This window comes from Microcoleus sp. S13C4 (genome assembly GCF_036700865.1).
Lineage (GTDB): Bacteria > Cyanobacteriota > Cyanobacteriia > Cyanobacteriales > Microcoleaceae > Microcoleus.
The window spans coordinates 1-24,169 of record NZ_JAUBPS010000042.1 but is presented as its reverse complement, the minus strand read 5'-3'; the positions used below and the strand labels follow the sequence as shown (position 1 = coordinate 24,169).

Annotated in this window: 23 protein-coding genes and 1 pseudogene; 7 read left to right on the top strand and 17 right to left on the bottom strand. The window is 45.7% G+C overall.

Annotation, left to right across the window (positions count from 1 at the left end; translation table 11 throughout):
• Positions 1-184 precede the first annotated feature (184 nt).
• Positions 185-874: a class I SAM-dependent methyltransferase gene (locus tag QT996_RS18160; RefSeq protein ID WP_333048115.1), complete on the bottom strand. Its 690-nt coding sequence runs from the start codon at positions 872-874 to the stop codon at positions 185-187.
• Between the two features lie 333 nt (positions 875-1,207).
• On the opposite strand from QT996_RS18160, the gene QT996_RS18155 reads away from it, so the two are divergent.
• The gene (locus tag QT996_RS18155; protein ID WP_333048114.1) at positions 1,208-3,052 is read left to right on the top strand and encodes a polysaccharide biosynthesis/export family protein; all 1,845 of its coding nucleotides are present in this window, start codon (positions 1,208-1,210) and stop codon (positions 3,050-3,052) included.
• A 233-nt stretch (positions 3,053-3,285) separates the two neighbouring features.
• Here QT996_RS18155 and QT996_RS18150 read toward each other — a convergent pair whose 3' ends face one another.
• From QT996_RS18150 to fraC, 6 genes are all read right to left on the bottom strand, one after another.
• Complete coding sequence (locus QT996_RS18150; RefSeq protein ID WP_333048113.1) at positions 3,286-4,014, bottom strand: SGNH/GDSL hydrolase family protein; 729 nt, start codon at positions 4,012-4,014, stop codon at positions 3,286-3,288.
• A gap of 110 nt (positions 4,015-4,124) precedes the next feature.
• Positions 4,125-4,952 (bottom strand): ATP-dependent sacrificial sulfur transferase LarE, encoded by an 828-nt coding sequence (gene larE, locus QT996_RS18145; RefSeq protein ID WP_333048111.1) that lies wholly within the window; start codon positions 4,950-4,952, stop codon positions 4,125-4,127.
• Positions 4,953-5,088: 136 nt separating this feature from the next.
• Positions 5,089-5,868 carry a Uma2 family endonuclease gene (locus QT996_RS18140; protein WP_333048110.1) on the bottom strand — a complete coding sequence of 260 codons (780 nt, stop codon included), beginning with the start codon at positions 5,866-5,868 and terminating at the stop codon, positions 5,089-5,091.
• A gap of 161 nt (positions 5,869-6,029) precedes the next feature.
• Complete coding sequence (locus QT996_RS18135) at positions 6,030-6,803, bottom strand: ABC transporter permease (RefSeq protein ID WP_333048109.1); 774 nt, start codon at positions 6,801-6,803, stop codon at positions 6,030-6,032.
• 234 nt (positions 6,804-7,037) lie between these two features.
• The gene (locus tag QT996_RS18130; RefSeq protein ID WP_333048107.1) at positions 7,038-8,036 is read right to left on the bottom strand and encodes a DUF5357 family protein; all 999 of its coding nucleotides are present in this window, start codon (positions 8,034-8,036) and stop codon (positions 7,038-7,040) included.
• Between the two features lie 5 nt (positions 8,037-8,041).
• On the bottom strand, positions 8,042-8,560 hold the full coding sequence (gene fraC, locus QT996_RS18125; protein ID WP_333048106.1) for a filament integrity protein FraC: 519 nt from the start codon (positions 8,558-8,560) through the stop codon (positions 8,042-8,044).
• Positions 8,561-8,787: 227 nt separating this feature from the next.
• Between fraC and QT996_RS18120 the strand changes: the two genes are divergently transcribed.
• From QT996_RS18120 to QT996_RS18105, 4 genes and pseudogenes are all read left to right on the top strand, one after another.
• A complete protein-coding gene (locus QT996_RS18120) occupies positions 8,788-9,921 on the top strand; it encodes a cob(I)yrinic acid a,c-diamide adenosyltransferase (RefSeq protein WP_333039380.1) in 1,134 nt (377 codons plus the stop codon).
• Positions 9,922-10,384: 463 nt separating this feature from the next.
• Positions 10,385-12,349, top strand: coding sequence for a calcium-binding protein (locus tag QT996_RS18115; RefSeq protein WP_333048104.1), 1,965 nt, complete (start codon positions 10,385-10,387; stop codon positions 12,347-12,349).
• Positions 12,350-12,782: 433 nt separating this feature from the next.
• Positions 12,783-13,058, top strand: a pseudogene (locus QT996_RS18110) (DUF6883 domain-containing protein); the annotation flags it as partial.
• 10 nt (positions 13,059-13,068) lie between these two features.
• Entirely contained in the window at positions 13,069-13,323 is a 255-nt protein-coding gene (locus QT996_RS18105) for a DUF4926 domain-containing protein (protein WP_333048103.1), read from the top strand.
• A gap of 270 nt (positions 13,324-13,593) precedes the next feature.
• Here QT996_RS18105 and QT996_RS18100 read toward each other — a convergent pair whose 3' ends face one another.
• The 4 genes from QT996_RS18100 to petN form a co-directional block, all read right to left on the bottom strand.
• Positions 13,594-13,782, bottom strand: a complete 189-nt coding sequence (locus QT996_RS18100) for a CsbD family protein (protein WP_333048102.1) — start codon at positions 13,780-13,782, stop codon at positions 13,594-13,596.
• A 91-nt stretch (positions 13,783-13,873) separates the two neighbouring features.
• Positions 13,874-14,110 carry a DUF167 domain-containing protein gene (locus tag QT996_RS18095; RefSeq protein ID WP_333048101.1) on the bottom strand — a complete coding sequence of 79 codons (237 nt, stop codon included), beginning with the start codon at positions 14,108-14,110 and terminating at the stop codon, positions 13,874-13,876.
• A complete protein-coding gene (locus tag QT996_RS18090; protein ID WP_333048100.1) occupies positions 14,107-14,706 on the bottom strand; it encodes a DJ-1/PfpI family protein in 600 nt (199 codons plus the stop codon). The genes QT996_RS18095 and QT996_RS18090 overlap by 4 nt, the downstream gene beginning before the upstream one ends.
• Before the next feature lie 92 nt (positions 14,707-14,798).
• The gene (gene petN / locus QT996_RS18085; protein WP_071883976.1) at positions 14,799-14,888 is read right to left on the bottom strand and encodes a cytochrome b6-f complex subunit PetN; all 90 of its coding nucleotides are present in this window, start codon (positions 14,886-14,888) and stop codon (positions 14,799-14,801) included.
• A gap of 82 nt (positions 14,889-14,970) precedes the next feature.
• Here petN and QT996_RS18080 point away from each other — a divergent pair, with 82 nt between their 5' ends.
• The gene (locus QT996_RS18080; RefSeq protein ID WP_333048099.1) at positions 14,971-15,450 is read left to right on the top strand and encodes a hypothetical protein; all 480 of its coding nucleotides are present in this window, start codon (positions 14,971-14,973) and stop codon (positions 15,448-15,450) included.
• 164 nt (positions 15,451-15,614) lie between these two features.
• On the opposite strand, the gene QT996_RS18075 is transcribed toward QT996_RS18080, so the two are convergent.
• From QT996_RS18075 to QT996_RS18050, 6 genes are all read right to left on the bottom strand, one after another.
• A complete protein-coding gene (locus QT996_RS18075; RefSeq protein WP_333048098.1) occupies positions 15,615-16,289 on the bottom strand; it encodes an SDR family oxidoreductase in 675 nt (224 codons plus the stop codon).
• Between the two features lie 176 nt (positions 16,290-16,465).
• Positions 16,466-17,077, bottom strand: coding sequence for a methyltransferase domain-containing protein (locus QT996_RS18070; protein WP_333048097.1), 612 nt, complete (start codon positions 17,075-17,077; stop codon positions 16,466-16,468).
• 235 nt (positions 17,078-17,312) lie between these two features.
• Positions 17,313-18,356 (bottom strand): biotin synthase BioB, encoded by a 1,044-nt coding sequence (gene bioB, locus QT996_RS18065; RefSeq protein ID WP_333048096.1) that lies wholly within the window; start codon positions 18,354-18,356, stop codon positions 17,313-17,315.
• Between the two features lie 17 nt (positions 18,357-18,373).
• Positions 18,374-19,678, bottom strand: coding sequence for an adenosylmethionine--8-amino-7-oxononanoate transaminase (bioA, locus tag QT996_RS18060; protein WP_333048094.1), 1,305 nt, complete (start codon positions 19,676-19,678; stop codon positions 18,374-18,376).
• Positions 19,679-19,875: 197 nt separating this feature from the next.
• A complete protein-coding gene (locus QT996_RS18055) occupies positions 19,876-21,288 on the bottom strand; it encodes an adenylate/guanylate cyclase domain-containing protein (RefSeq protein ID WP_333048093.1) in 1,413 nt (470 codons plus the stop codon).
• A 251-nt stretch (positions 21,289-21,539) separates the two neighbouring features.
• Positions 21,540-23,009 carry an adenylate/guanylate cyclase domain-containing protein gene (locus tag QT996_RS18050; RefSeq protein WP_333048162.1) on the bottom strand — a complete coding sequence of 490 codons (1,470 nt, stop codon included), beginning with the start codon at positions 23,007-23,009 and terminating at the stop codon, positions 21,540-21,542.
• Positions 23,010-23,313: 304 nt separating this feature from the next.
• Here QT996_RS18050 and QT996_RS18045 point away from each other — a divergent pair, with 304 nt between their 5' ends.
• On the top strand, positions 23,314-24,063 hold the full coding sequence (locus QT996_RS18045) for a methyltransferase domain-containing protein (protein WP_333048092.1): 750 nt from the start codon (positions 23,314-23,316) through the stop codon (positions 24,061-24,063).
• Positions 24,064-24,169: the final 106 nt, after the last annotated feature.

Genomic DNA, 24,169 nt, shown 5'->3' with positions numbered 1-24,169 from the left:
GATTTTGCCATGTATTCAAAATCAGGTACGCGATCGAGCTTTTTATCGATATCTTGAAAAAGTCGCCAAATATCTTCAAAGGCATCTGCGTTAAACTGCGGTTCTCAGATTTAGGAAATAAGTCTACTCACCATATTTTTATTTCATTCCGCGTGGCGCGGACGAAAGTTTGTAGAGCCGCGAATTACATTCGCCCCCTAACTCGCAGCATCTTATTCCCGCCTTTTTGAAACTCATAGGGAGCCTCTTGAATTTCTACACTAAAACTTCTCTTTTTCAATTCTGTGAGAATCGGGTTTAAGTGATCGGATTCCTCCCCGCTAAAACTCTGCAATAGAGGGAATACCCGGACTTCCTTCGCAACACGACACATTTCTGTAATTGCTTCCAGATGAAATTCTTCGGAAAGCAGGTGAGAATAAGCAAATAAGAAATGGCTGCACAAAGCTAAATCGAATTGGCCGTTCTCGAAAGGCAAAACTGGCAGCTCAGCATTCAGGTAGCGGCCTTGCTGCAAGCCTGATGGAAAATCTTCTAAAAATTCCTGCATCGCCTTCATTCGCACTTCGCCTAGCTGGTACGGCGATTCAAAATTATTCCACAGGTAGCCGTCTACATTTGCCTTAACAGCATCAATCACAGTTTGATATGTTTCTTGGATGCGATCGCCAATTTCCCCCGCAGTAAACTGATAAACAGGATCGCAAGAAATTACCTTTTTACCTTGGCGAGTCATTTCGGCATTGAAACTCGCCGGGCCGCCCGCACAATCAAGAATTGCTAGGTTGAGGTCACTTGATGTCAAGCTAAACATTCCTATGTATTCATCCAAGCAGCGTCCCCAGGGAATTACTTTATCCAATTTTAGTGACACTTGTCTTTGTCCCGCAGATAGAATTATCTAATATTTTACCTCAAATTAGGGTGTTTTTTTCCTATCTCCTTTCTGTGGCGGGTTGATTTGTATCCCGAGTTATGTACGAAGAGTTGTGATCAAACGAGATCCTAATCCTGAGAACAGTTGGCGGGCTTTACACTTTCTTTACAAAGAAGGGGCAAAATAGTTAAGTGCGATCGCACAATTTTTATGATTCCACCTGTGGATTTTGCAGCGAACCGAGGCTACACTTGACAGCAGGGAAAATAAACTAAAATCAACTAGCTAAATTGCTCTTGTTCATTGGCAGGCTGCAACCAGGGAAGAAAGATGAAACATACCGTTCAAACCGCTACAAGTCTGAGTTTGTCAGCACTCCTGGTGCTATTGAGTTCGCTACCCAGTAGAGCTCAGTTGCCTGCCATCAGAAATCCTGCGCCCGCTAGGAATCCAAACCAACCGAGAGTACCGCCGCCGCCACCTCCGGGTTCGAGTTTGCCGCCGATCGGCAATCTTGGTTCGCTGACACAAGAAGCAGCTTATACTTTAGGGTCGGGCGATCGCATTGCTTTAGATATCTTCGGCGTCCCTGAATTCAGCAAGGAATATCAAGTGTTAGTTGACGGGACGCTCAATTTGCCAATCATTGGCAGCGTCTCAATTCAAGGGTTGACGCTGCAACAAGCCGCTAACGTGATTACCAAGCGATACGAACCCTTCATCAATGTTCCTGTTGTTACCGTGACTGTGATCGTCGCCCGCCCCCTAAATATAGGTCTTGCCGGCGAAGTTACTCGCCCCGGTTCCTACAAGATTAATCCCACTAGAGAAGGAGGAGGAGTAAAATTCCCGACTTTGATGGAAATGCTGCAACTTGCAAAAGGCGTGACATCAGCAGGAGATATGCGAAATGTCCAAATTCGCCGTCCCCGCAGAGGCGGGCCGGAGCAAGTTACGACTGTTGATTTGCAGGATTTTTTAGAGACGGGAAATTTGCGTCAAGATGTCACCATTCGAGATGGAGATACAATTTTTGTACCCACAGCAAGTGCCCTTAATACTCAAGAAGTCCGTCAAAGAGCCAGTGCTAATTTTTCCGCTGATATTACTAAACCAATTGGCGTGGTAATTGTCGGGGAAGTGAACCGACCGGGGCCTTATACTGTATTTGCTTCGGATGTGCGATCGAGCAACCAACAAACAGAGTTGAGTTTTGTATCTATCGACCAACAGCAAGGAGCAGTTGTAGGCTTACCAACAATAACTAGAGCACTGAAAATTGCTGGTGGTATCACTACAGAAGCTGACATTCGCCGCGTGCAAATCCGCCGCCGAGTCAGAGGTGGCAACGAACAAACTATCATGGTAAATCTGTGGGATTTGCTGCAAAAAGGCGACGCAACTCAAGATATTTTGCTCCAAGAAGGAGATAGCGTCATTATCCCGACGGCAGCTAATGTAGACTTAGCTGAAGTTTCTCAAGTCGCAAATAGCAGTTTTTCTCCGAACGCGATTAGCATCAATATTGTAGGAGAAGTAATTAGACCTGGGGCTTTGCAGGTGCGGCCTAGTACATCCCTGCACCAAGCTTTGCTCACCGCAGGCAGTTTCAATCAATTGCGGGCTAAAAAAGACAAGGTAGAACTATTGCGTTTGAACCCCAACGGTACTGTGTCTCGCCGCACGATAGAGGTGGATTTTGCTCAAGGGTTGAATCCTAATAATAACCCAACTCTTCGCAACAACGATGTGATTCTAGTAGCGCGATCGGGCTATGCTAGGGTAGCAGACAATATCAACAGTTTCTTGCAGCCGATCGCAGGAGCTGCAACGGGGATCAGCGCTGTTACCGGCGTTTTTACTGGGTTTCAAGCAACTATCAACGCTTTTCAAAACTTATTTTTGGGAGGGGATTTCGAGCGTAAGAATCAACTCAGACAGATTCGCGAACAACGTCAAGACAGACAAGAGCAGCGTGAAGACAGACAGCTAGAAAGAGAGATACAGCGTCAAGATAGATTGCAGCAAGCAGAAGACAGAAGACTGCAACTTGAAGACAGACAGCGGCAAATAGATCTTCAGAATCAGCAGCTTCTGATTCAACAGCAGCAACTTCAGCTCCAAAATCAGCAGCCGCAGCAAATTCAGCCACAAACTACGACAACTACTCCTTGATATCTAGTCAGGTAAAATAACCCTTATAAGTTTGTAGTGAGGACTTCAGTCCTCCCTGCAAAAAAATTGGTTGAGGTCGTTGAGTTCCAAACACACGATTAAAGTCCCCAAGGAATTTAAACACATATAGCAATCCTAAGTTATTTTCTAGCTCTGTAAAATCTGAAAGTCTTGCTATACAAGAAGTCTAGGAAGACAAGAGGGCGTTGTGTTGTGAGACTCAGATCGGATTGCTATATTATTTCATAAAAATTGCGAGTTGTTAAGGGAGGATGCACAATATTTAACAAAACTTTTCTGTATATATCTAAACCTTTGGCATTGAGATGAACCCCGTCTATTGTTAAATCTGCATTGAGAGCTTTTTCCTTAAACAATGCTTGTATGCCACTAGATTCCACAGGAATATTTTCGTCTGCCGCTACTTTATCGATGAGAACATTAATTTCGTCTACTCTGGCAATTGTTCCTGCAAATTTAGGATTGTAGCTAGCAGCAAGAGTTGAGTAAAAAGCAGGAATCAGAATAATCTGTTTGGTTCCGAGCGATCGCATCACGGCGATCGCCTGTTTCAAATTGCTGACAAACTGCTCGTCGCTAATGCCGTACATAGCATCATTTGTGCCGATCGCCACAATCGCTTTTTCGCAGGTAAACCGCTGCGGTACTAAAAGTTTAAGCTGTTCTAGCAGCGAAACTGAACTCATCCCTCCGATGGCAAAATTAAAATTTTCTGCTCCCAAAGAGTCTCCCAGAGCCGAGGAAATAGAATCGCCCCACACACACCCTTGATATTGCCGTTCTTTAATTTGTTGTACCTGATTGTACACAGCAACTTGCCACCACAGGGCAGAACTAACTGTATCTCCCGAAGGTTGCGGGTTAGCTAAAACCCGAAAGGGGACGTAAGCCGACAACAACAAAGCCAACACGACGGCAAATAACCTAAATTTAACTTTCATAAAACTTACTGCTACTCTTGCTCCTAGTTTAGTTTATACTATTCCTTTAATCAGCAGTCAGAATTTATGCAAATTTAGCGAAATTGCGATCGTCTTTTCAGGATAATTAATCAACCTTTTCCCCCCAACAACTCCGGCTGCAAAACCTGATTTAATTTGCCACTGCGAAACCCCTCCAAATCCAAAGTCGCGTACATAAAACCAAACTCTTGAAACACCGCCACCAATGCAGGCAAATCCGTATTTACCACAAACTCCTGAATCTCCTCAGCAGGCAACTCAATGCGCGCCGTATCTCCATCCGATCGCACTCGCAAATTTTTCAGTCCCAACTGTCGCAAATAGCGTTCAGCGCGCCCCACTCTTTGCAACTTTCCAACAGTGATTTCTTCGCCGTAAGGAAAGCGCGAACTCAAACAAGGTTGAGCCGGTTTGTCCCACCAAGGCAAACCCAATTCTTTTGCCAATTGCCGCACTTCAAACTTAGTAATTCCTACTTCTGCTAAAGGCGATCGCGCGCCGCGTTCCTTCGCAGCCTGAATTCCGGGACGGTAATCCTTTAAATCGTCAGCATTAACCCCGTCCACCACATAAGGATAACCCTTTGCTAGTGCTAGCGGTTTCAAAGTATCGTGCAGTTCGCTTTTGCAGAAATAGCAGCGGTTAACCGGGTTAGAAGTGTAATTTGGATTTGCCATTTCCTGAGTTTCTACTTCCTGGTGGGCAAGGCCAATTTCTGCTGCTTGAATCCGTGCATCTTCTAAATCTTCTGGCAGTAAAGACGGCGAAACAGCCGTCACTGCCAAAGCGCGATCGCCCAACACATCAAAAGCGATTTTTGCTACCAAAGTGCTGTCAATTCCGCCGGAGTAGGCAATCAAAGCCCGTTCCATCTGTGCGAAAATATCTTGTAATTGTTGGAGTTTTTCTACTAACATAATTTCAACTTTTTGTTAAAAACAGAGAAGTAAGAAAGCAAACTCAAGAAAGAAGGATGAGGAAAGCATATCTCGATCGGGTTCCCTTTTTCCCTCCAACCTGTTCCTTTTTCCGACTTCCATCGGACTTCTAATGCTATTCTGGATCGATACCGAGGGCTGCCAATCGAGCCAAAAGTTCTTGATTTCGCTGTCTTTCCTGTCCCAGCAGCGTCTCGGCTAACTCTTTGTCTTGCTGTTGGCGATCGGCTCGCTGGCGTTCATTTTCTTCCCTTTCTTCCGGCCACAAAAGCAGTTCTCCGCCCGCCGTCCACCAGCGCAGCCAATATCCTGTTCTACCTTCGCGAGTTCCCTGCCACACTCCCAAAAAGAGATTTAATCCAGGTATTAAATAACGGCTGTTTTCATCAGGATTTTGATTTTCATAACGCTCTGATTCAAGCGCATAAACTTCTATTCTGCCTGTATGCGGTCGAAAAATGACATAGCGAGGAACTTTGATTACTTGTTCGTAAAAAAACCACTTGCCGATTTCTTCTGTGTGTTCCACAGAGTATTCGTCGCCGTAAGTAGCTGATAGAAATTCCATCACTACCAAAGGGACTGTTCCTTCGGTATGAGGCGTGTAACTGCGGCGGGGATAGTTGTGAGGCCAAGGTTGAACTGGCTGCACGTACATCCAGTCTGGGGCTTTGCAAATAGTGCGATCGTCCACAGCAGCGCACAAAGCAAAATTAGAAACTATGAGTGCGTCTTCCATTAGTTCGGGGGACTCCACTACAGACTGGCGCAAACCGTTAGAGATTAAAGGATGTTCTATATTTTCCACCTGCTCGTCTGGTAGGATAAAATCATCCGGTAGCAGTGGCCAAGTAATCTTGAGCTGCGATATCGGTTTGTGAATTACAGTAGTCATAAGTCACCTCATTTTACCAATAAAAGTTTGAGTTTTAGTCGAGATGGGCGATCGATAACCTTGTCTATATCTTAGCGCGCTAATTCGATTATAAAAGTGGTTCACAGCATCGGACTTTAGTCCTCTCAATCCTAGGACTAAAGTCCGATGCTGCGAACTGTTTAAAATTCCCGGCGGGAAAATATGGCGATCGCAATTGACAACAGCAGCACCACATACATCAAACCGTAGCCAGCATCTGTAATCAAACCTGCCAAGTAAGGAACTTGTCCGTAAACAGCATCGTTTCTCAAATTGAATCGGGCTAAATCCGGCAAAACCAAATAAAGTCCCATCATCAATTGTTCAATTCCAGGATTTTTAGTTAACTTGCCCAAAGCCACTAAATCCCGCGTCGAATGTCCCATCAAATAAACGCCAAATGTCAGTAAAGTTGCCAGCAGCGAACTGCTAAAAACCCCAAATAAAATCCCGACACCGGCCATTAGACACAGCTCAAACCAGACAAACAACGAAGCGATTAAAATGCTTTCTAAAGGGAAAGGAACGCGGCTCAAACTCAGAATAGCCAGATAGATAACAGTCATTGCTGCTACAAGCACCGCCAGCACCGCCGATAGCCCTAAGTGCTTGCCCACAATTAACTCCGCCCGACTTATCGGCTTAGCAACTAAGAGATAAACAGTCCGCTTTTCAATTTCTTTGTTGACCAATCCGGTAGCCACAAAGACTGTGGCAATTAGACCGAGGAGGCTCATAGCAGCCAAACCGATATCTAAGATAATTTTCTTTTCGGTTGTCGCCGCCAATTCCGGTATCAACCGTACGGACGCGCCCATCAACAGAGCAAAAATAATAATTAAGTAAAGGATGCGATCGCGAATTACTTCCCAAAATACATTGGTCGCGACTGTCAAGATTCTTCTCAAATTCATCTAGTTATTAACCCGCTGAAAAATTTCGCCATATTTTAGGTAAGGAAGAAGGAAGAGGGAAGAAGGAAGAAGGAAGAAGGAAGAAGGCTCTTCGGCTTCGCTCAGAGTAAAAAGAAGGAAGAGGGAAGAGGATCGATGTGAAGATTTTTTCCCTCTCAGACTCTCAGACGCTCCCACTCTCCGACTCTCCCCCTCTCCCGCTATACCGATCGCAATTAGTTAACAGAGACAGAATCAAACTTGACTGTCCCCCGCCGTTCCATCTTTTTTCTGTCCGGGTTGAGAGCGTTTGATCGCATCGCAGGTTACAGTCGCCCTATTTCCTATCTCGAACACCTCGCAAGATTTTGTAAACGAATATATTTCCGGTCTAAAAACCAATCCCAGCCAAGTTGCCTGCATCTCTAACTGATAGCGGGACGCTCCTTGGACGATCGAAGTTTTGACATCCCAGCTCGCATCTTCTGGGACTATCCCAGTTGTTTTTAAAGCTTGATTCCGTAGAAAAAATCGCTCATTGTCAATATCTATTAACATTTGCTCTACCTGCGCCCACGGTTTTGTTCGGGCTTCATTTTGCAGGTATCGCTCCATTGCATTGAGGATGACAACTCCTCGGGAACGATTAATAGTTGGCTGTTGAAATGTCACCACATAATCGCTTTTCCTCAAATCCTGAGATAAAACGCTGGGATACTGTTTTATCCAACCTTGAATTAAAAAGTGAAAAGCAAACCAACAGGAAAACAGCAGGTGAACTAGAGTAATCATCAAAAACTGAGGGCGCACCAACGACCTGATACCTTCCCGTTTTGACTCGCTATTCCAAATCTCTATTGTCGCAAGAACTACTACTGCTATAAGTGGGCCGGATATCCATGCTATTTCCTTCCTATCCGACGGCAATCTTACCAGCAACCACAACCCAATTAAAATGCTTGTCACCCACGGACTCAGACTTACTCCTTTAATCACAAAAGGTTGCTGGCTGGTCAGCAAACCCATTGAAAGTGTAAAAAATAACCAGCTCATATCAAAAAGCAAAGTTCTCGTCCGCCAGTCAGTGACTGCCGCCACTGTCAGCAAAGCTAAAAAGATGCTGAGCAGTAAAGGAGTCTTCCAGTGAACAACTTTAGGCGGAATCATCGCCTTTTGGATTTTTTTATTGGTTTCCCAAAAGTTGTTCGTCAGTTTAGTGAGTTGCTGAGTGACATCTAAAAATTGCTTCATCATAAATTTCAATAGGCGCTTTGCAAAAACAACACGGTTAAAATAACGACATTGCTAACAGTGTGGGCGATTAAAATTCCCCCAAACTGGGTAGTTACTTGAAAAGTTTTTTTGGGAGGACGGCGGGTGAGGGTTGGTGGTCCTAAAAACTGAGGTTTGGAAGCTTTTTTATTGCCGGAAACCATGTTATCTATGAATTCTAATCCCTGCCATTTAGCTAGAAAAGTTACTGCTAATACTGAGAGGGCTATCATAGTTATTGGAGCGTAAACATTATCGCCTCTACCTAATAAAATATAACCGATAAGCTGTTCCCGCAAATCTTTGGTAAGAACGCTTTCAATGCCGAAGAAAACTAACCAGCCTACGCAAGTGCAAGATAGATTGAGGATGGCTGTATATTCAATGCTAGTTTTGGGGCCGAGTTTAAGTAGTTTTTGCAAAAACCACGATTCGATCGCGATCGCCAAAAACATAATTAAAATTTGCACCAAAACAGTCCGAAATGGGAAAACACTCGCAATCATAAGCCTTTAGGTATATCAGTCCGTGTTAAATTTTAATTGTACAGCACAAGCGGAATAATCTTAACCGGAGGTTTGAGTACCTGATTGCTTTAGCTCGCTGCTTAAAAGATTGGGGGTTAGAAGTTATCGTATAATCTGTTGAGATCCGCCAACAGAATGGAAAAATTAAACATTCAAGGCGCGCGATCGAATACCCACCCCGCTACAGACTCAAACAACTGCTGATTATGGTAAGGAATGGCATTGGTATTCGGACAGCCTCATCCCGGTCGGAACGCGCCGCGGGTCAGATTCACGTCTACGACGGCGCTGGTAAAGGCAAGTCTCAGGCAGCTTTGGGAGTAGTGTTGCGGTCGATCGGGCTGGGTATTAATTCTGACTCGCCCACGCGAGTCTTGTTGCTGCGCTTTCTCAAAGGCCCCGGCCGCTCCTACGACGAAGACGGGGCAATAGAAGCCTTGCAACGGGCATTTCCCCACTTGATCGACCAAGTGCGTACTGGCAGAGCCGAATATTTTGGGGCCGAAGCAATCACCCGCTTCGATCGCGCCGAAGCTCAGCGAGGATGGGATATCGCCAAAGGAGCGATCGCCAGCGAACTTTATTCCGTCGTAGTGCTAGACGAACTAAACCCCGTATTGGACTTGGGTTTGCTGCCAGTTGACGAAGTAGTCCAAACCCTCAAAAACAAACCAGAATATTTAGAAGTCATCGCCACAGGCCGAGCGGCCCCGGAAGCTTTGCTGGAGATTGCCGACTTACACTCAGAAATGAAACCCCACTATCACCCCGCAGCGGCAGAGCATCATATTTCCGGTATCGAAATATACACGGGAGCGGGGAAAGGCAAGTCTACGAGCGCTTTGGGCAAAGCTTTGCAGGCAATAGGTAGGGGTATCAGTCAAGACCAATCTCACCGGGTGTTAATCGTGCAGTGGCTAAAAGGTGGCACGGGTTATACAGAAGATGCGGCGATCGCAGCTTTGCGCCAAAGCTATCCGCAGCTAGTAGACCACCAGCGGTGCGGCCGAGATGCTATAGTTTGGCGGGGGCAACAGCAAGAGCTAGACTGCATAGAAGCAGAACGCGGCTGGGAAATCGCCAAATGTGCGATCGCCAGCGGCTGGTACAAAACGATTATTCTCGACGAACTCAATCCCACAGTAGACTTAGAACTGCTGCCGGTAGAGCCGATCGTAGAAGCCCTGCTACGCAAGCCGCGGGATACAGAAATTATTATCACCGGGCGCTGCCACAAACCCCATGCTTACTTTGACTTGGCAAGCGTACACTCCGAGGTATACTGTCACAAACACTACGGCGATCGGGGCGTAGAACTAAAGCGGGGCGTAGACTTTTAAAGCCCGGAGCGGTACGGAGTTCAATCCGGGCCAGAATTATTAAATGACGGCCCTACCTGGAAAACCGGAAATTGCCACAAAGCCTTGTTACCAAGTAACAAATCTCCCAATTTCCCTTGTCTTCCCGATCACCCAGATCTGCCTTTTTTAATCTTTAATTTCCTCCCCAGGACGCGATCCCCGACCGCCAATCCAGAATGGAACATTAAGAATATGAGCCGCGTCTTATGGAGCGTGAGCACCTGAGACAGTGCACCAGGATTATTAAAGGGTGAAGACTTTGAAAATAAAAGCTTACAAGCAAAAAATCCGCGAGGGAGAAAGTCTAGACAGGGTTAACGCCAGTAGGCTAGACTTGCGGCTGGCAAACAGGTTAAACTACAGCGGAATCCAAACATTCGGTGTTCTAGGCAGTGTCTGTAGTCGCACCAGCGATGACCAACAAGTAGAGGAGTGAAGCTTTATGACAACGTTAGATGACAATCCTAATCAACTAGATTTAAACCTTCCGGGACTAGGCCCGGATACAGTATTGGCCGGAGCTGGGGCGGATTTCGTTAGAACTTCCACCCTGGGCGGCAGCTTAATATTTGGCCAAGCCGATAACGATACTCTGATTTCAGTTGGTCCGAACGATACCATATACGGTGGCGACGACGAAGATTCAATCAGATCTCAGCGCACTCCGGCTTTGCTGTTTGGCGACGCAGGCTCGGACACCATAGTCGCCGAAGCCCAGGCTACCATAGCCGGCGGCGAGGGAGCAGACTTCCTCCAAGGTACAGTCGAAGCTAACCTGATTTTTGGTAATCAGGACGAAGATACGCTGCTGGGAGGGGCGCAGAGAAGAGACTCCCTCTACGGTGGCAAGGGTAATGACGCGATCGGCTTCTTCATCGCAGGCGGTGGCAACAACCTCTCTTTAGAGGGTGGTTTGGGTATTGGCTTCGCTGGCAATGAAGGCAGCAACTACTTGCGGGGTGATAATGGCGACGACTTGGTTGTAGGTATCAATGTAAGAGACACTCTCTTTGGCGGTAAAGGCAACGATACCCTAAGAGGTGTGGCCAGCAACAGCTACCTGTCGGGCGATAATGACGACGACATCTTATTCATTACGAACAGTACGCAAAGCAGCCCATTTACCTCCTCCGTCATTACGATCGGCATTGAGAGAACCACCTTGATTGGCGGTGGCGGCAACGATTCTCTCAACGGCGCGATCGGCGACTTTGGCGGCGGCCGAAACTTCTTTGACGGTGCCGACGGTAACGACACGATCAACGTTTTTGCCACTTCTGATACTGCGTTGGGAGGTGCAGGCGACGACTTCATCGTGTCGGCGTCCGTGCCCAATGTAATTTCGAGCGTAGGCGCCTCCAGTTCATTTCCGGGCTTCGCGGGTCGCAACTTGCTCGACGGCGGAGTAGGCAATGACACGATCGTCGCTGCCTTCTCCAGCGATACGATGATCGGCGGCGATGGCAACGACAGCCTGAGCGGTACCTTTACTAATGCAGCCGGTGGAGATGGCAACGATAGTATCGATGCTACCAAGGCCTTTTTTGGTAATGCTACTGGTACTGCTTTGATTACTCTCGAAGGCGGGCTGGGCAACGATCTGTTAATTGGCTACACCAATCCTACTACTGGCAGCAGCTTCACCGTCACCAACCTCATGAACGGTAGCGAGGGAAGTGACACCATCATCTTTGGCAGCTCGCGCGATCGTGTGATTGGCAACGTTGCCGGTAACGACTTCATCTCCTACGCTAGCAGCGTCACCTTTACCGGCACAGTTGCCAACTTGATTACCGATACCTTAGGCAGCAACTTCATTATTGGTGGCAACGGCACTGATGTCATAACTACTGGTAACGGGGATGACATACTGTTCGGCGATACATCCAACACAACATTCGGGGACGATACCTTAAATGCTGGCGGCGGGAACGACACGATGCTGGGCGGCTTTGGGAACGACTATTTGATTGGCGGTGACGGTAACGACTCTCTCGGTGGGGGGCCTGGTACTGACACGCTGCTTGGTGGATCGGGTAATGACAGCTTCTACTACAACAACTTCGGCGAGGGCGGCACATTGGGTAGTGGGCCAGACCAAATCGGCGATTTTGTGGTCGGTCAAGACAAGTTTATCTTGCAATTCAACAGCTTCCCCGGATTGAGTGCCGTCGAAGGTACGAATCGACTTTCTTCGAGGTCGTTCTTGGTGCTTGAGAGCGGTGCTTACACTGGCCAGTTTGGTCCAGCCGGAGCGAGCGCGTCACAGCCGTTCCTCTTTTATGAAAATGGAACCGGACGACTAGGATTTGACTCGGACGGTACTGCTGGTCCTGACACAGGCGTTACGCTGGCAAATCTGAATGGCAGACCGAACGTGACGGCTGCTGACATTACCCTGATTTAATTTGGGTAAAAGTGGGTGGGGTCGATTCTGAAACATCGCCCTACCAACTCGAACAACTAATTGTGCTATGTTTCGAGCTGGGGATATCCATCCCTAGCTTTTTTATTGGCATGGGGAATTGGGCATCGGCAAAACAGGGAATTTACCAAAAAGCATCTTCGCCAAACAGCATCTTCGCCCTGCGTAGCGCAGGGATTGGGCCAAAAAGGAGAATCTGTAGGGGAGCGTTCACCCATGAATTTTACCACCCCTCAATAATTTTGATAAACCCGCCCCCAACTCAAAGACGATATAATTGACATATGAGTAAAAGTCGATTATTGTAGCCGACTAATATTCTATTTTGTCCTTCAAAAACAGTTATTAATAGTGAAACTGCCCAAGGGGTCATGTAGCAGATTTAGGCAATAAAATAGAATAATATTCTCTAAATCCGAATCATCAAGAAGGAAAAAATAAAGCTGTTTTGTTTGCCAGTAAGTTAGGCATTACCCTAAAAAATGCTGAAATGCTCAAACAGGCTTTAAAAGAAGCTGCTATCCACGAAGATGTTGTTATTCAAAAAAACAATGAATACGGAACACATTACAACATGAAATTCTTGCTGTTGAAAACCGAAGTAGGTGAATCTCTGATTCTAGCAGCTTGGATCGTCCGCTCAGGTGAAGTTTTCCCCAGATTAACAAGTTGTTATCCCCTCAAAAATTGAGGTAAAAACAATGAAAACAATTAAAGACCTAGATATTGTTGCTTTAACTGAAGATTTAGAAGTAACCCATTTTGAAACAAAACAAATCATTAAATTATATAAAGGACAAGTAGGAACAGTTGTGATGGAATTTGATGGCAGTGCTTTTGAGGTAAAATTTTCTCATCAAGATGGCACAACTTATGCAGTGGAAACAATTCCCGCCACAAAATTAATGCTTTTGCATTATGAATTACTAGAATCTGTAGGGGCGGTTCGCCGATGAATTTTGCCACGCACCCATAATGTTGATAAACCCGTTCCCACCCAACGAATAACCCCGATTAAGCATCGTCGCCCAACCGTTAAATTCAATTTTCGGAATTTAGGGCTGGGTGGGGGCGGGTTTATGAGATGGTTAGTTTTTGGCAATTATGGTTGGTAAAACCCGCCCATACATATTGGTACAAATGATTTAGGCTGATTATAAGAAAAATCCCGCAAACGATATGTTTGCGGGATTTAGTAGGCAGGAAAATTGTAGCGAATACAGTTACTAAGCTCGGTCTACAATTTCTTTTGCTTTATCTTTGAGGTCTTCTTTCAAGTGAATTGCTGATGCTTGGTCTTGCTTGGCTTGACCTTCTAATTTATCTTTCTGATTGCCTGTAACTTCGCTAACAGCTTCTTGGATTTTGCCTTCAATATTCTTTGCTGTTGCTTCGACTCTATTTTCAATGCTCATATTTTTTTATTCTAACTCTACAACTATTAATATAGGAGTTTAAAGTTGAGTCTGTATCCCTCTTTAGAGAGATTTGTTATTAGGTTTCTTTCTAAGTTAAAGGTTCCATGGGAATTTCCACAAGTTTATTTCGGGAGGAAAAACCGGATTTAATGCCGATCGCAGATTTCGGCACTTTAAACTTTTTCGCCAACAGCATGATTAATTCTTGATTCGCTTTACCCTCGACTGGCGGCGACTTGAGATGTATTGTGAGGCTGCCGTCGGGTTGCTCTTCGATGCTTTGCTGTTTGGAATGCGGTTTAACTTTGACGGTGAAAATAGTCACACTTCGACTTTCTCTGAATGTTCGATCTTAGTTCCCAAAACTTTCAGGAATTCAGCCAGCCAGTTAGGATGTGCTGGCCACGCGGGGGCGGTGACTAAATTGCCATCGACTACAGCTTCGGTAACTGGAACTTCTGTATATTTGCCGCCGGCCCGGAGTACGTCAGGGCTGCAAGCGGGGTATGCGGTGCAGCGTTTGCCTTCGAGTACGCCTGCGGCGGTTAGAACCTGTAAGCCGTGACAAATAGATGCGATCGGCTTTTTGCTGTTGGCAAAGTAGCGGGTAATTTGCAGCACTTGTTCGTTGAGGCGGATGTATTCTGGGGCGCGTCCTCCCGGGATAATCAAAGCGTCGTAGTCGGCCGGGTTGATTTCGTCAAAAGTCGCGTTTAAAGTGAAGTTGTGACCGGGTTTTTCGCTGTAGGTTTGATCGCCTTCAAAGTCGTGAATAGCGGTGCGAATTGTTTGGCCTGCCGCTTTGTCCGGGCAGATGGCGTGCACGGTGTGACCTACCATTTGCAGTGCTTGGAAGGGAACCATTACTTCGTAGTCTTCTACAAAGTCGCCGACTAGCATTAATATTTTTTTTGCTGTCATGTTTACAACTCCTGTTATTTTGATTTGGTTAAATAGGATTTCAAAAAAATGCGGGGCAGTTAAAAAGCTTGCCCCGCAAGCTATTCTGGAATCTAGAAACCGTTGCGTCCCCAAATGACCATTGAAATTGAGAAGGAGAACAGAACTAGCACCGAAACCCAACCGAGTGACAAAATATCCATAGCTATTTATTGAACAAACTGTACAAAGTGACTCCAAACCTTATGATAAGTCAATTTGAGCCATTTTAAGAATGAGGGCGCCGTGAAGGACTCGTCAAATTTTAGTGCCGCTGAACGGGTAGAATCTTTGAAGGCAGGGAGTGTTGCTGCTTTGTCTTGTTTGCTGGGTTTTGGGGCGATCGCCCTGGGTAATAGCTTAATTCTAGCGGATAGGTTGGATTCTCTGGCGAGTTTGCAGGTAAGGGAAATTGACCTGAATTTTGCCTTCAGAGGGACGATCGCACTTTTGGGCGGTTTTTTGTTCGGCGTGACTTACCGCTATGCGATTCGCCGAGATGTTAACCCGCAGCTTAAATCTGGTGCGGTGTTGGCTTTTGGGTTGGTGCGGGCTTTTGGACAATTGGATGCTGGATTGTTTTTTGATCCCGGGAAGATGCCCGCCCTACACGAGTTATTGCCGTTTGCGGTTCGCGGTGCCGAGAGTGTGGTATTGTTTGCGATCGCGGGTTTGGTTTTGGATTGGGCGATCGGGCGATCGTGGATTAAGCCTTTTGATTCTTGAGTGCCAAATCTTGCAGCATTTTTAGGAACAGGCAAGATGCCTGTTCCACAAATGTTCACTTTTCCTGTCGGGCGGGCGCAGCATTTTTAGGAACAGGCAAGATGCCTGTTTCACAAATGTTCAATTTAGATGGGAGACAGCTTATTTTTGCGCTAAACCCGCCACTAGAAAGTTAATACCTCAAATTCGGGATTGCCGTAAAGCATTTGCCTGTCTACAGCCGACAAAACTTTATTGTTAGCAGCATCAGAAACTAAACACTGACAAACTAGCTGTGCTACATCCGCCCGGTGAATAGTTCCAGCAACTAGACAATCTTCTGTTAAAATACCGTTGCCTGTTGCAGGTTCCGATTTGAGTCCGCCCGGACGAATCACTGTATAAATCATCCCGCTTGCTATCAAATGATTTTCGGCTTTTTCTTTCTCAATTAAGACCGGGCCCAAAGTTTCCAAAACTTGCGGTTGCAAAGCAGCGGCACTGTTACCGCTACCGATGGATGAAACTAAAATAAATTTTTGCACGCCTGCTTTGACAGCCGCCTCAATCAAGTTTTTGTTTCCCAAATAATCGGCTCTTTCTCCATCTTTTGGCAAGCCGCCAATTGTGCTGATTACGGCATGAATTGGATCGCCGCCAGCCATCGCAGCTTCCATAGCTGCTGCATCCAAAGCATCGCCAGTCACGACTTTGATGCCCATTGCTTCTAATTCGGTGCTGGTGGCGGGCGATCGCAAAAGTGCAGTTACTTGCATCTTTTGTGCTGTCAGACATTTCGCGATTTCTAAGCCGACTCCTCGACTAGCACCAGCTAAAAAAATGTGGAATTTCTCTGTCATATCAATTTTGATTTAAGGGTGCAAAAATTGGTTTATTTGACTGGGGATTATTATACAACAATTTTCTGTCAATTGGTTGTAAAGTAGTTTTTTTCTTTAAACGCAGAGGGCGCAGAGTACGCAGAGTAAGAGAGGGGAATGATTTGCAATTACCGATTGCCTATTTCCAATTTACGTTAGATTTTTTTGCCCACTATTATTACCCAAGATTGAGCTTCGCGCGGTAAGCTGGGGGGGCGATAGTAGTGATTGACAATGGCAAATCCCGCTTGTTCTAAACAAGGTGCTAAAGTATGATATTCCCATCCGGCAGTATAGCGTTTTCCCGTTGGTCGCTCGTCGTATCCCTCCCAATTTCCCCGGCACATTGACATGACAATTGCACCGTTAACAACTAAGGCTTTGTGCAAATCTTGCAGCACTTTCACCATCTCGTCGCTGGGAACGTGAATCAGGGAAGCATTGGCAAAAATACCGTCAAATTCTGCCTCTGGCAAGTCGAGATTCAGAAAAGATTGCTGCCAAACTTCGCATCCCGATAACTTCTTAGCTATTTTTACAAAAGCCGGAGTTGCATCTAAGCCTACAACTGTGTGTCCTTGGCTCTTGAACGCTACTAAATCTCGTCCCGGGCCGCATCCTATATCGAGAATTTTACCGGGATTGCGGGGCATAGCAGCCGTCAGTGCGGCTCGATTTTGAGATACGTCGTGATGCCAAGTTCCTTCTCGGAAAGATTCGGCAGTTAGCTGGTATTCTGCGATCGTAATTTCTTCGCGTTTGTCCACAATTCCCCCCCCTTGTATGATTTCAGATTTTAGATTTTAGATTTTAGATTGAAGAATGTTAACGGTAGAATAAGGGTTTATGGCTACAATCTAAGAACTTACGGATGACGCATTTGCTACGTCAGAATCCCGGTTTCTATCCGCCCATGCGTAAACGTAAAATATAGATATTGGGTAGGGACACGGCACGGCCGTGTCCTACTCTATTTCATCCGATAGAAAACTGGTATAAGAGTTAAACAGCCAGAGTTTTTTGTTCGGATTTGGTAACTGCTGAATCAACTTCTAAGAGAGAACCTTCGGGGGATTCGATCGCAAATCCCGCATCTCGAATCATCTCCCAATCTTGATGGGCAGCTTGTCCGGGAGTTGTCAGATAATCGCCAACAAAAATAGAATTAGCGGGGTAGAGTCCGAGAGGTTGCAGCGATCGCAAATGCACCTCCCGTCCCCCAGCAATCCGAATTTCTTGACTGGGAAGCAAAAATCGGAACAAACAGAGAATTCGCAAACATTGGCGGGGAGTTAACCTGTTCACATCTGCAAATGGCGTACCGGGAATCGGAATGAAAAAGTTGACCGGCACGCTAGTAACGCCCAACTTGCGAAGCGAAAGCGCTAAATCGATCGCATCATCATCCGATTCGCCCATCCCCAAAATTCCGCCGGAACAAGTTGTGATTCCCGCTGCTTTTACGTGTTCGACGGTTTCAACCCGATCGCCAAAAGTGTGAGTCGTGCAAATGTCCGAGTGATATGATTCGGAAGTATTGAGATTGTGATTTACGCGATCGACTCCAGCTTTAGCCAGCCGATGAGTTTGCTCCTCACTCAACAATCCCAAACAAGCGCAAATTTTCAGGTTATAATTTGCCTTCACAGTTTCAACAGCATCCAAAACGCGATCGAAAGTAGATGCGCTAGGTTGGCGGCCCGAAATCACCAAACAAAACGTACCTGCTTTTAAATCTGCGGCGCGTTGGGCGGCATCCAGAATTTTCTCCTTAGCTAAAAGCGGATATTTCTCAATTTCCGCAGTCGAAATTTTGGACTGAGAACAATAATGGCAATCTTCAGGACAAAGACCGCTTTGAGCATTTAACAAATAGTGCAGCCTGACTCGGTTTCCCCAGTAGTGGCGGCGCACCCGATAAGCTGCGTTTAGTTGTTCCAGCAAAACCTCATCCGGTGCGCGCAATACGGCTAAAGATTGCTCGCGAGAGAGACATTTGCCCGCCAGCGCGTCGTCAGCCAAATCGTTCCAATTGGGTAAATTCATTACTAAAATTAAAGGGTTTACAGAGTATCCAAAACCTGACGAATTACCCGATAAATCGATTCTAGTTCATCAGGAGAAATGCAGTAGGGAGGCATCAAGTAAAGCGTATTTCCCAAGGGGCGGAGCAAAAACCCCGCTTCGAGAAATTTGGCTTTCAATACAGGAGCGATGTCATTAAAATAACCGGAAACGCTTTCGGTTTTCACATCCATTGCTGCGATGGTGCCGCAAGTCCGAATCCGTTCGAGTTTAGGATGATTTCTCAGCCATTGATTCAGGTATTGGCGGTGCAATTTTTCCATCCCTTGATACACATTTGGGTTTTGCTCCAAAAGCTCCAAGGATGCTACACTCACCGCACAAGCTAAAGGATTTCCAGTGTAAGAATGACTGTGAAAAAAAGCTTTGTCCGGTTCATCTCGCCAGAAAGCTTGATAAATATCCTCCGATGCCATTGTGACAGCAATTGGCAAACAGCCGCCAGACAATCCTTTAGACAAACACAGGATATCCGGTGAAGTTCCAGATTTAATCGAGGCAAACAGTTCGCCCGTGCGCCCAAAACCCGTCATTACTTCATCGTAAATCAACAATACATTAAACTGGCGGGCAAGTTGTGCGAGATCCTGCAAAAACTCAGGGCGGCACATTCGCATTCCCCCGGCACCTTGCACCAAAGGTTCGATAAAGATTCCCGCATAGCCGCCCTGCTTTAAGAAAAACTCCAATTTCTCTAAACTCGCCGCCTCTTTGCTTTCCACCTCCTCATCGCCGTCAAAAGTCGCCGGAAAAGGAACAACATCCCCAGCAAACATTAAAGGTGCAAAAGATTCCCACCACAGCGAACTTCTGCCAGCAGACATCGCGCCCACAGTATCGCCGTGATAACCTCCCTCAAAACTAATAAAGCTAGTGCGGTTAGTTTCTCCGAGATTGCGCCAATATTGAAATGCCATTTTCAGAGCAACTTCAACAGCAGTCGAACCGTTATCAGAAAAGAAAATCCGCGTTAAAGAAGCAGGCGTATGAGTTAGCAATTTACTGGCAAGTTTCTCGGCCGGTTCGTGAGTAAATCCGGCAAAGATTACGTGTTCTAACTTTTGGGCTTGTTCGTAAAGAGCCTCAGCGAGAACCGGATGGCTGTGCCCGTGAACAGTAACCCACCAACTAGAAATGCAGTCGAGAATTTGCCGCCCATCTGCTAATTCCAGCACCGATCCTTTGCCGCGAATTACCTTCAGCGGCGGGGCAGCCGTTTTCATTTGCGTGAAGGGCTGCCAAATCGGTGAAGTAGAAGAATTCTGTTCGTGATTCGCCGTCATTTTTACCCATACAGCTAATATTAAGTCGCCTTTTAATATAGCAATATTTACTCACTTATGAACTTTTTATTTCTTCTTCTCTTCCTTCGCGTCTTCGCGGTTCGTTCAAAAAAAAATCTAGTTTGGTGTCGAGGGCGGCTGCCCTGCCACGTCAGCCGCCATACCACGTATTCGCGGGTGATGGTTAAAATTGTCAGTTACAATTTTCGGCCTTTGAGCAAATAAGTCGTCATAGATCCTTTGCCTTTAACATTAATTTTACCGCGCTTTTCCAACAAATACTTATCGCACAGCAACTCATAAGTTGAGTTGCTAACTTGAATTTTACCAGGAAGTCCCTGAGATTCCATGCGGCTTGCTGTATTCACAGCATCTCCCCACAAATCGTAAATAAACTTTTTAGTGCCGATGACACCTGCTACAACAGGGCCAGTATTAATGCCAATGCGGATATTGAGAGGTTTACCGCATTCGTCGCGGAATTTCATAATTTCTTGCTGCATTTCCAGGGCCATTTCGGCAATAGATTCGGCGTGATTTGTACAGGGAAGCGGCAAACCGCCTGCTACCATATAATTGTCGCCGATCGTCTTAATTTTTTCTAAGCCGTATTGTTCGCTTAAGCGATCGAAAGATGAAAATATTTTGTTAAGCAACTCGACTAATTCTTCAGGAGACGTGCGCGAAGATATTTCGGTAAAGCCCACAATATCAGCAAACAAAACCGTAACCTCGGCAAATCCGTCCGCAATATTGATCTGACCTTGTTTTAGGCGATCGGCAATCATTACCGGTAATATATTTAGTAATAAACGTTCCGACTTTTCTTGTTCGGCGCGCAATACTTCCTCAGCTTGTTTACGCTGGGCGATTTCCTTGTATACTCGGTGAAACATTTGATTGAATGCGACCATGAGTTCTCCCAACTCGTCATCACGCTTGACAGACAGAGAGTAGAAATCAGGTTGTTCTCGATCTTTGCTCAAAGCGTCTCCGGCAGCGATCAAGTCGTCGCGCAATCTCAAGAGAGGTGAAATTACTGTCACCCCTAAAAAAAACATAGTCACAGAAGTGACAAAGGCTGATATAATGATGACTAGAACGGCAATCCGCCCGATAAATGCGTAGAGTTCCGGTTGAACGGTGGAAGCATCGTGGCGAACAATTAAGATGTAATCGCCTCCAAAATGTCGCTCCGTCCAAGCAATATCGTAGCGCTTGCCATCGAAATTGTGACTGTAAACTATACGAGATCTTTTTAGTTGCTTTAAACTGATTTCTGGGGGTTCGCCAAGTGTATATATTAGTTGACCGTTAGCTTGGTAAATAGATAGTCCTAACACTACTTGAGAATCCTTAATAATATTTTTTACTTCTTCTTGCAAGAAAGTGCCATCGGAAATATCTTGTTGGAGCAAAAACTCTAGGGAATCAACAGTCGCCCGAGATACCTGTTCCAGTTGGCTTAAAAGTTCATTTTCTCGCCGAAAATAAGAGGGAACTAAAATAATTCCCTCTATGACAAGAATGCTAGCAAATACCCACAAAGCTATTTGCCTAGACAAGCGAGATTTGAAAAATTTCAAGAATGATAAAATCCGCGATAACATAAAACTTACTATTTTGCAAATGGCTAATGTAGGACATAAGAAAATAAATCCGGTTTCTCGTAATAAATTTTTGGTTTGTCAACGAAGCAACCGCGCAGAAACCGGGTTCTCACCTCCCCTGTGTAATTCCTGTAATTGTCAGCAGTCAAAAGCCAGCAGGCATTAACTGTTAGTTCTTGGCTAAGGGCTAACAACTAATGACTGATGACTCCGGACTAACTAGCAGACCCCTTCATAATATAATAAACAAATTAAACCGAAACTGCGCTGACTCGCCTGCCTGCAAGCAGATAAGTATTCATATCGCCCTTGCCTTTGATGTGGATAATTCCTCTGTCTTCAAACAGATACTTATTTCTCAAGATATCGTAAGTTGATTGTGTGACTTGAATCGCGCCGGCAAGCCCGTGGGATTCCATGCGGGATGCTGTATTGACGGCATCGCCCCAGAGGTCATAAATAAATTTTTTAGTGCCAATAACCCCTGCAATTGCAGGCCCGGTATTGATGCCGATGCGAATGTTCATTCCTGCATGATGTTTGGCATTAAATTTTGCTAATTCCTCCTGCATATCTAAAGCCATTTCCGCAATGCTTTCGGCGTGGTTGGTGCTGGGATTTGGCAAACCTCCCACTACCATGTAAGCATCTCCAATTGTTTTGATTTTTTCCAAGCCGTACTTTTCCGTTAAGCCATCGAAGGCTGAAAAAATTTCGTTGAGAAACTTGAGCAATTCTTCGGGAGAGATTTGTGCTGAAAGCACGGTAAAGCCTACGATATCCGCAAACAAAATCGTGACTTCTGCGAAGCCGTCAGCAATACTACTTTGACCGTTTTTTAGCTTGGCAGCAATGGATTCGGGTAAAATATTGAGCAGCAGGCGATCGCTCTTTTCCTGTTCTTTCAGCAATTCTACATTAGTTTCTTGCAATTGTGCCGTCCGTTCCCTGACGCGCTGTTCTAATTGTTTAGCATTTTGGCGCAACCTGCTGATAGATACACTTAAGCCTGTCACTCCTAAAACGGAAAGTCCTACTAACAGTAAAAACAGGTCTTTAAGTTCAGTTTTAGTATTGTGAGTTATGGTATCGAGAGGTTGAGTAATTTCTAAGATCCCCCGCACATCTCCCACTTTCCAATCAGTTTTAGGACTGTCACGGTGAGTATTATGACAGTTAACGCAGCTCGAACTTAGAATATCTGCTTCTGCATATCGAAAGGCTGGTTTGCCACGAAAGTCCTCACGTCGAAAAAACTTTTGTGTCGGATTTTGCGTCAAATACGTAATAGCTTGCTTTTCAAAATCGTCTCGGACTCCGCCTTCTTTTCTCCGCCAGGGAAACGGGTAGTTGCTGTAGAGACGAACTGATACTTCGGGATTTTTCTTGGTGATATGGTTGCCGAGTTCTATTAAGAAGGTGGCCGGTACGGGAACTGTTACTTTTGTCGGGTTGTAGTCGTGGGTAAAGTTAATTGTTTTAGCGGTGTTAAGAGGATTGACAACATCCGAACTGTAAAGGGTGCGGGCTTCTTTAATGGCTTGGGCATAAAGGGTGGCATTCTGGAGTGCTTGCGATGCAATTAAGGTGGAGGAAAGCTCAGACATATTTGCCATCGCTACTCCTACACCTACACAAAATAAAATTGTCACCGCAAGGAGAATTCGCTTGTAAATTAATTGGCTGATGGCAGCCCGAATTCGAGAAATCAACTGGCGCATGGTATCCTCAAGTGTGAGGTTTAATCTTGATTGGAATTTATGCACTACTAACATAACACTGCTTTTTCAGACTGTTTTGCTGGCGTCCGGGGTAAAGCAAGACTCTCTGAGTGCAACCGAGGGTTAATTATTGTTTACCGCGAGTGTTTCGCTGATCCGTAAGAATACGCATAACTTTATAGTGATTTTCTGTTGAGTGAAGTACAGATGCTCCGTTAAGGACACGGCAGTGCGGTGTCCCTACTTCACGCAATTTTTGCTTTATCTCGGTTAGGATAGCAATTGTAGTCTATGGTTGGCGATCGTGAATTCGGACTCTACTGTCTCACCTACGAACAAGGAAATTTTTCCGGGAGAAGTTTTCGTCAATACTGCCGATTTTGATAGCGGCATTCGGCGACTTTTACCTAAATATGACGAAATGCTGGATGTATTAGTAGGCTGCATTCCTAGCGCAAACCACCGCATTTTAGAACTCGGCTGCGGTACGGGGGAACTCACTTTAAAAGTTCTCAAACGCTACCCGTCTGCGGAAATAGTGGCTGTCGATTACTCGCCGCGAATGCTTGATTTTGCCCGCGCCAAAATAGAGTCGGCAGGATACGCAGCCCGGTGGACTGGCCTAGAAATGGATTTTGGAGAATGGGCGAACAATCCAAATTTCTCAGGCTTGGGCGATAACTTCAATGCTTGCATTTCGTCTCTGGCAATTCACCATCTTGAGGATGAGATGAAGTTGAAATTGTTTGAACGCACTCGCGAAAGTTTAAATGCTGGTGGCTGTTTTTGGAATGCCGATCCTCTTTTAGCAGAATCAGTAGCAATGAAAGATATTTATCAAGCGGCGCGAGAAGATTGGGCGCTAAATCAGGGGGAAACGTTAGCCGAAATTCGCGCAAATGTGGGGACGAGTGTCTCTTACGGCTATTCTAATCCCGATCGCCTAGCTACACTTTCGGCACAGTTGGAAATGCTGGTAAAAGCTAGATTTGACACTGTTGCAGTGCCTTGGAAATACTACGGTATGGCGGTGTTTGGGGGATTTGTTAATTGAAAAAAGCAGTCTGGCAGGCAGAACTTCTAGGGAGCATCCCGGTTTTGTAAATATCCGAATAAGTGTAAAATAGTTAAAATCAATAAAAGCGTCAAAAAAAGTCGAG

Excerpts from the sequence above, each read along its gene's own strand:
- QT996_RS18155 (WP_333048114.1), top strand. The coding sequence starts at position 1,208 with ATGAAACATACCGTTCAAACCGCTACAAGTCTGAGTTTGTCAGCACTC.
- QT996_RS18150 (WP_333048113.1), bottom strand. The coding sequence starts at position 4,014 with ATGAAAGTTAAATTTAGGTTATTTGCCGTCGTGTTGGCTTTGTTGTTG.
- larE (WP_333048111.1), bottom strand. The coding sequence starts at position 4,952 with ATGTTAGTAGAAAAACTCCAACAATTACAAGATATTTTCGCACAGATG.
- QT996_RS18140 (WP_333048110.1), bottom strand. The coding sequence starts at position 5,868 with ATGACTACTGTAATTCACAAACCGATATCGCAGCTCAAGATTACTTGG.
- QT996_RS18135 (WP_333048109.1), bottom strand. The coding sequence starts at position 6,803 with ATGAATTTGAGAAGAATCTTGACAGTCGCGACCAATGTATTTTGGGAA.
- QT996_RS18130 (WP_333048107.1), bottom strand. The coding sequence starts at position 8,036 with ATGATGAAGCAATTTTTAGATGTCACTCAGCAACTCACTAAACTGACG.
- fraC (WP_333048106.1), bottom strand. The coding sequence starts at position 8,560 with ATGATTGCGAGTGTTTTCCCATTTCGGACTGTTTTGGTGCAAATTTTA.
- QT996_RS18120 (WP_333039380.1), top strand. The coding sequence starts at position 8,788 with ATGGTAAGGAATGGCATTGGTATTCGGACAGCCTCATCCCGGTCGGAA.
- QT996_RS18115 (WP_333048104.1), top strand. The coding sequence starts at position 10,385 with ATGACAACGTTAGATGACAATCCTAATCAACTAGATTTAAACCTTCCG.
- QT996_RS18105 (WP_333048103.1), top strand. The coding sequence starts at position 13,069 with ATGAAAACAATTAAAGACCTAGATATTGTTGCTTTAACTGAAGATTTA.
- QT996_RS18100 (WP_333048102.1), bottom strand. The coding sequence starts at position 13,782 with ATGAGCATTGAAAATAGAGTCGAAGCAACAGCAAAGAATATTGAAGGC.
- QT996_RS18090 (WP_333048100.1), bottom strand. The coding sequence starts at position 14,706 with ATGACAGCAAAAAAAATATTAATGCTAGTCGGCGACTTTGTAGAAGAC.
- petN (WP_071883976.1), bottom strand. The coding sequence starts at position 14,888 with ATGGATATTTTGTCACTCGGTTGGGTTTCGGTGCTAGTTCTGTTCTCC.
- QT996_RS18075 (WP_333048098.1), bottom strand. The coding sequence starts at position 16,289 with ATGACAGAGAAATTCCACATTTTTTTAGCTGGTGCTAGTCGAGGAGTC.
- bioB (WP_333048096.1), bottom strand. The coding sequence starts at position 18,356 with ATGAATTTACCCAATTGGAACGATTTGGCTGACGACGCGCTGGCGGGC.
- bioA (WP_333048094.1), bottom strand. The coding sequence starts at position 19,678 with ATGACGGCGAATCACGAACAGAATTCTTCTACTTCACCGATTTGGCAG.
- QT996_RS18055 (WP_333048093.1), bottom strand. The coding sequence starts at position 21,288 with ATGTTATCGCGGATTTTATCATTCTTGAAATTTTTCAAATCTCGCTTG.
- QT996_RS18050 (WP_333048162.1), bottom strand. The coding sequence starts at position 23,009 with ATGCGCCAGTTGATTTCTCGAATTCGGGCTGCCATCAGCCAATTAATT.